Annotated in this window: 1 pseudogene; it reads right to left on the bottom strand. The window is 64.9% G+C overall.

Features of this window, described 5'->3' with window-relative positions:
* Positions 1–481, bottom strand: a pseudogene (locus ACWTU8_RS32410) (hypothetical protein); the annotation flags it as partial.

The following is a 481-nucleotide window of genomic DNA, read 5'->3' as shown; positions in this document are numbered from 1 at the left end:
CAGCAGCGCGCGGCCTTCGAGCAGGTCCTCGGCCATGCTCAAGGTGGCGAGCCAGGCCTGCACCTGCTCCTCGCCGACTTCGAGGCCGGTCAGCGGGTTCTCGCCCTTCTGCTGCGGCCCGGGCAGCCATTCGCGGTCATTGTCGGTCTCGGCGCGGATCGCCTTCCAGTCTTCGCGCGACAGCCGGATCATTTCGAGCAATTCCTGGCGTGCCGCCTTGCGGCGCTCCGGCTCGACCACCGGCCAGTTGATCATGTGCACCATCGAGATGAAGTCGGCGATGCGCCATTCCGACGAGAACATGTTGCTGCCCATCTCGGTCGGCGGCGGCACGAGAATATCCTGCAATGGCAGCTTGGCGCGCGGGAACAGCATGTGGAAGGAGCCGTCGAAAGTACCTCTGAAATCATGCGCCAGCCAGAAATCGGCCTGCGCCATCAGGAACTCGGCATAGCCCTGCAGCCAATAGCCGTCGGCGCGG

Source organism: Mesorhizobium sp. BHbdii (genome assembly GCF_053848045.1).
The sequence above is the reverse complement of the archived record's forward strand: the minus strand, read 5'-3'. Positions and strand labels throughout refer to the sequence as shown.